Source organism: Corynebacterium sp. (assembly GCF_030152825.1).
GTDB lineage: Bacteria > Actinomycetota > Actinomycetes > Mycobacteriales > Mycobacteriaceae > Corynebacterium.
This window is the reverse complement of sequence record NZ_JASLIP010000046.1, coordinates 1-3,845: the sequence shown is the minus strand read 5'-3', so window position 1 is coordinate 3,845 and position 3,845 is coordinate 1. Positions and strand designations below refer to the sequence as shown.

Here is a 3,845-nt window from a genome sequence, read left to right as displayed (position 1 = left end):
CGCATCGGGGACCATCTCCTCGATGATCGCGGCGGCCGGGATATCCGGGTGCTGATCAGCGGCAGCGCGGGTGCCGTAGCCGACCACGGCGGGTTCCGCGCCCGCCGCGCGGACCCGGGCTGCCAGCGCGGCAGCGCCCGGGTCGTCGAGGCAGCACACCAGGTAGCCACCCGGGGTGACCTTCGTGGCGAACTCGTCGAAGATCGCCACATAGGCCTCTTCGGTGCCGTAGTAGTCGAGGTGATCCGGCTCGATATTCGTGATCACTGCGACCTCCGGGCTATAGGAGAGGAAGGAGCCATCGGACTCATCGGCCTCGGCGATGAAGATCTCCCCGGTGCCGTGGTGGGCGTTCGTGCCCGCGCGATTCAACTGCCCGCCGATGGCGAAAGATGGATCGAGGCCGGCGGCTTGCACGCCCACCACTGCCATCGAGGTCGTGGAGGTCTTCCCGTGGGTGCCCGCCAGCAGGAACGCGCGACGATCAACCATGAGGGCGGCGAGCACGTCGGAGCGGCGGACGATGGGGGTCCCGGCCTCGCGGGCGGCAGTGAGCTCGGGGTTATCCTGCGGAATCGCGGCGAAGGAGGTCACGACAACCGTCGGCAGCTCCGCGCTACCGGTGACGTTGGCGGCGTCGTGTCCGATGGCGACCTCCGCTCCGGCCGCACGCAGCGCCAGAACGCTGCGGGAGTCCTTCATGTCGGAGCCGGTCACGCTGTAGCCCCGGGAGAGCAGGATTCGGGCGATGCCGGACATCCCGGCCCCGCCGATGCCCACCATGTGGGTGCGGCTCAGATCAATCTGTTCAGGCTGCGTGGTCATGGGATCCTCAATCTTCGTGGGAAGGGCTGTTGCCTTGAAAGGGGTGTCGTAGTGGTCGCGCCGGGCGAGGCCACCTGCTGGTGCTGCGGCCCGGCGTCCGGTCGACCTGGGTACGGGCGCCTAGCCAGCGGCGGTAAGCAGGGCGCGGGCGATCTCGTCCGCGGCATCGCGGTGACCGGCGGACTCGGCGGCCGCGCTGGCCTGGGCGAGGCGCTGCTCGTCGCCGAGCAGCGCGGTGACCTCCGAGGCGACGCGCGCGCCGTCGAGCTCGGCGTCGGGGGCAATCACCCCGCCACCGGCGTCGACGACGGGGCGGGCGTTGAGCTCCTGCTCTCCGTTGCCGTGCGGCAGCGGGACGTAGATGCCAGGCAGGCCGACGGCGGAGACCTCGGCGACGGTCATCGCGCCCGCGCGGCACAGGACGGCGTCGGCTGCGGCGAGCGCGAGATCCATGCGGTCGATGTACGGCACCGCCCGGTAGCGGGGCGCGGCGTCGAATTCAGGCGCGGTGATCTCGTTCTTCTTGCCGAAGGCGTGGAGGACGCCCACGCCCGCCTCGTGGAGGGCATCGGCGGCGTCGACGACCCCGCGGTTGATGCTGGCCGCGCCCTGGGAACCACCGGTGACCAGCAGGACTGGCCCCTCGGGGTCAAGGCCAAAGAACTCGCGAGCCTCGGCGCGCAGCGCTGCGCGGTCGAGGTTCAACACGGACTCCTTGACCGGGATGCCCACGATCTTCTCGCCTTTGAGCCCCGAGCCCGGCACCGCGGCCAGCGCGGTCCCGCCCAGGCGCACGCCCAGCTTGTTGGACATGCCGGCGCGGGCATTGGCCTCGTGCACAAAGAACGGGATTCCCAGCGAACGGGCGGCGAGATAAGCCGGAGCGGAGACGTAGCCACCGAAGCCGATGAGGACGTCCGCCTGGACGTCACGGAGGTGGGCCTTGGTCTCATCGATGGCCTGCTTCAGACGCAGCGGCAAGGTGAACAGGTCCTTATTCACCTTCCGGGGGACCGGAACGGGCGGGATCATGCGCAGGTCGAAGCCGCGGTCAGGCACGATGGAGGCTTCCAGTCCCTTGGGGCTTCCCAGCGCTGTGATCCGGGCGTTCGGGGCCAGGCGCTTCACAGCCTCGGCGACCGCGAGTGCTGGCTCGATGTGGCCAGCGGTGCCGCCTCCTGCGACGACCACCGACGGTGCGGAATCGGTGCGCCGGCCTGCCGGATGATCCTCCCGGTGTGTGCTGTCGGACATGGGTTTCTACTTCCTCCTCGGCGAGTAGCGGTTCGCGCTACTGCGGCTTCGACGTTGCGGCAGTGGTTCCTGCCGGTGCCAGCTATTAGTGCCATCGTAATCCGGCACGCGATCGCGGTGTGGCAGCCGCTGCTGCGCTCGGCGGTTCCGGTCGCGTTCGCGGCGGACGTCCTGCCCCGCGGTGCCTGCGGTGGACTCCCGGCGGGTGACCGGGCGGCCGTAGCGCTGAGTGGTGTTGCGACGCTCAATGCGACGCTCCTCCCCGGCCCGATACGGCAGCGGCTCCGGCAGCAGGAGCATCCGGTCGAAGAGGCTGCGCCCCTCGTGCTGCATCGAGGAGATCGCCTTGGGCTCATGGCGCGCACAATTGGCGAGGAGGCCGAGCGAGCCCAGCGTGATGACCATGGAGGTACCACCCGCGGAGATCAGCGGCAGCTGGATACCCGTCATCGGCATCAGGCCCACGACGTAGGAAATGTTGTACAGCGCCTGCACGACGATGCCCAAGGTCAGGGTTGCGGCGAGCATGGACAAGAACGGGTCTGCCTGCGCCAAGGCGGTACGGATGCCGAACCAGCCGAGGAAGGCGAAGAGCGTGACGACGGCGATGGCGCCCAGCCAGCCGAGTTCTTCCCCAATGATCGCGAAGATGAAGTCGTTTTTCGCCTCCGGCAGGTAGTACCACTTCGCGCGGGATTGGCCCAGCCCGGTGCCAGTCAAGGAACCGTCCGAGAGGCTCAGCAGCCCCTGATAGGACTGGTAGGACGGCCCGCTGGTGCTGCCCTCCCGGAAGTTCAAGAACAGGGTGTCTTTCCACGTCGTGATGCGGTCGCTTCGGTAGGCCTGGGCGATGGTCGCACCGGTGGCCAACAGCGCGATGACGCCGCCGACGAGGGCGATGAGCCGGGCCGAGACCCCGGAGAAGAAGAACAGCGCCATCAACACGATGCCCACAGTGAGCATCATGCCGAGGTCCTGTTGCAGCAGAACCAGAAGCACCATGGCCGTGCCCACGGCCAGGAAGCGACCAAGAACGGGGCGAAACTCGTCGGTCTGGCGCGTCTTGGAGCTGATCTCCGCCGCACCCCACACAGCCAGCGCCACCTTGGACAGCTCGGAGGGCTGAATACCGAAGGAGCCGAAGCGGATCCACGAGTGGGACCCGATTTCCGCGCCGACACCAACCCCTGGGATGAATAGTGCTACCTGCAGGAACAGTGCGAGGCCGAGCAGCCACGGGGAGATGGCCTTGATGGTGTCCGCCCGCATCCGCAGGGCAAGCCAGGCAACCACGAGGCCGAGGACGACGTACATGGCCTGGTTGAGGAAGACCGACCACACGGAGGTATCCGGGGTGCGCGCGGTGACCATCGAGGAGGACAGCACCATCGTCAAACCAATGGCGGTGAGCAACAGGGTGATGCACAGGATCACCTTGTAGTTCAGCTGCGGGGCGTCCAACACCGCCTTGATCTTGGCGCCCACGCCCTTGGCGGTGGAGTTCTGCCCGCCACCGCCCTGCTTCGGCCACGTTTGATCCTTGCTGCGGCGAGGGTACTCGGTGCGGGCGGGTTGGCGCCGGGCGCGATTACGGCCTGAGCCGTGGTGTGAAGTCATAGTCATGAGCTCTCGCCCTCCCGTTCGCTGGCGCTTGCCTGGGCCACTGTGCCCCTAGCGTAGGCGGCGAAGAGTTCGCCGCGCTGTGCCATGCCTGTGTACATATCCAGAGACGCCGCCGCGGGCGCGAGGACAACGCTGTCCCCCGG

The 3,845-nt window shown here is 68.1% G+C and carries 3 protein-coding genes; all 3 read right to left on the bottom strand.

What is annotated here, in order from left to right; all coding sequences use genetic code 11:
• Positions 1-825: Mur ligase domain-containing protein (murC, locus tag Q1V78_RS05555; protein ID WP_300612509.1), on the bottom strand; the 825-nt coding region annotated here is incomplete at its 3' end.
• 120 nt (positions 826-945) lie between these two features.
• A complete protein-coding gene (gene murG, locus Q1V78_RS05550) occupies positions 946-2,079 on the bottom strand; it encodes an undecaprenyldiphospho-muramoylpentapeptide beta-N-acetylglucosaminyltransferase (RefSeq protein ID WP_300612507.1) in 1,134 nt (377 codons plus the stop codon).
• A 6-nt stretch (positions 2,080-2,085) separates the two neighbouring features.
• Positions 2,086-3,702 (bottom strand): putative peptidoglycan glycosyltransferase FtsW, encoded by a 1,617-nt coding sequence (locus tag Q1V78_RS05545; protein ID WP_300612505.1) that lies wholly within the window; start codon positions 3,700-3,702, stop codon positions 2,086-2,088.
• Positions 3,703-3,845 lie beyond the last annotated feature (143 nt).

Excerpts from the sequence above, each read along its gene's own strand:
- murG (WP_300612507.1), bottom strand. The coding sequence starts at position 2,079 with ATGTCCGACAGCACACACCGGGAGGATCATCCGGCAGGCCGGCGCACC.
- Q1V78_RS05545 (WP_300612505.1), bottom strand. The coding sequence starts at position 3,702 with ATGACTATGACTTCACACCACGGCTCAGGCCGTAATCGCGCCCGGCGC.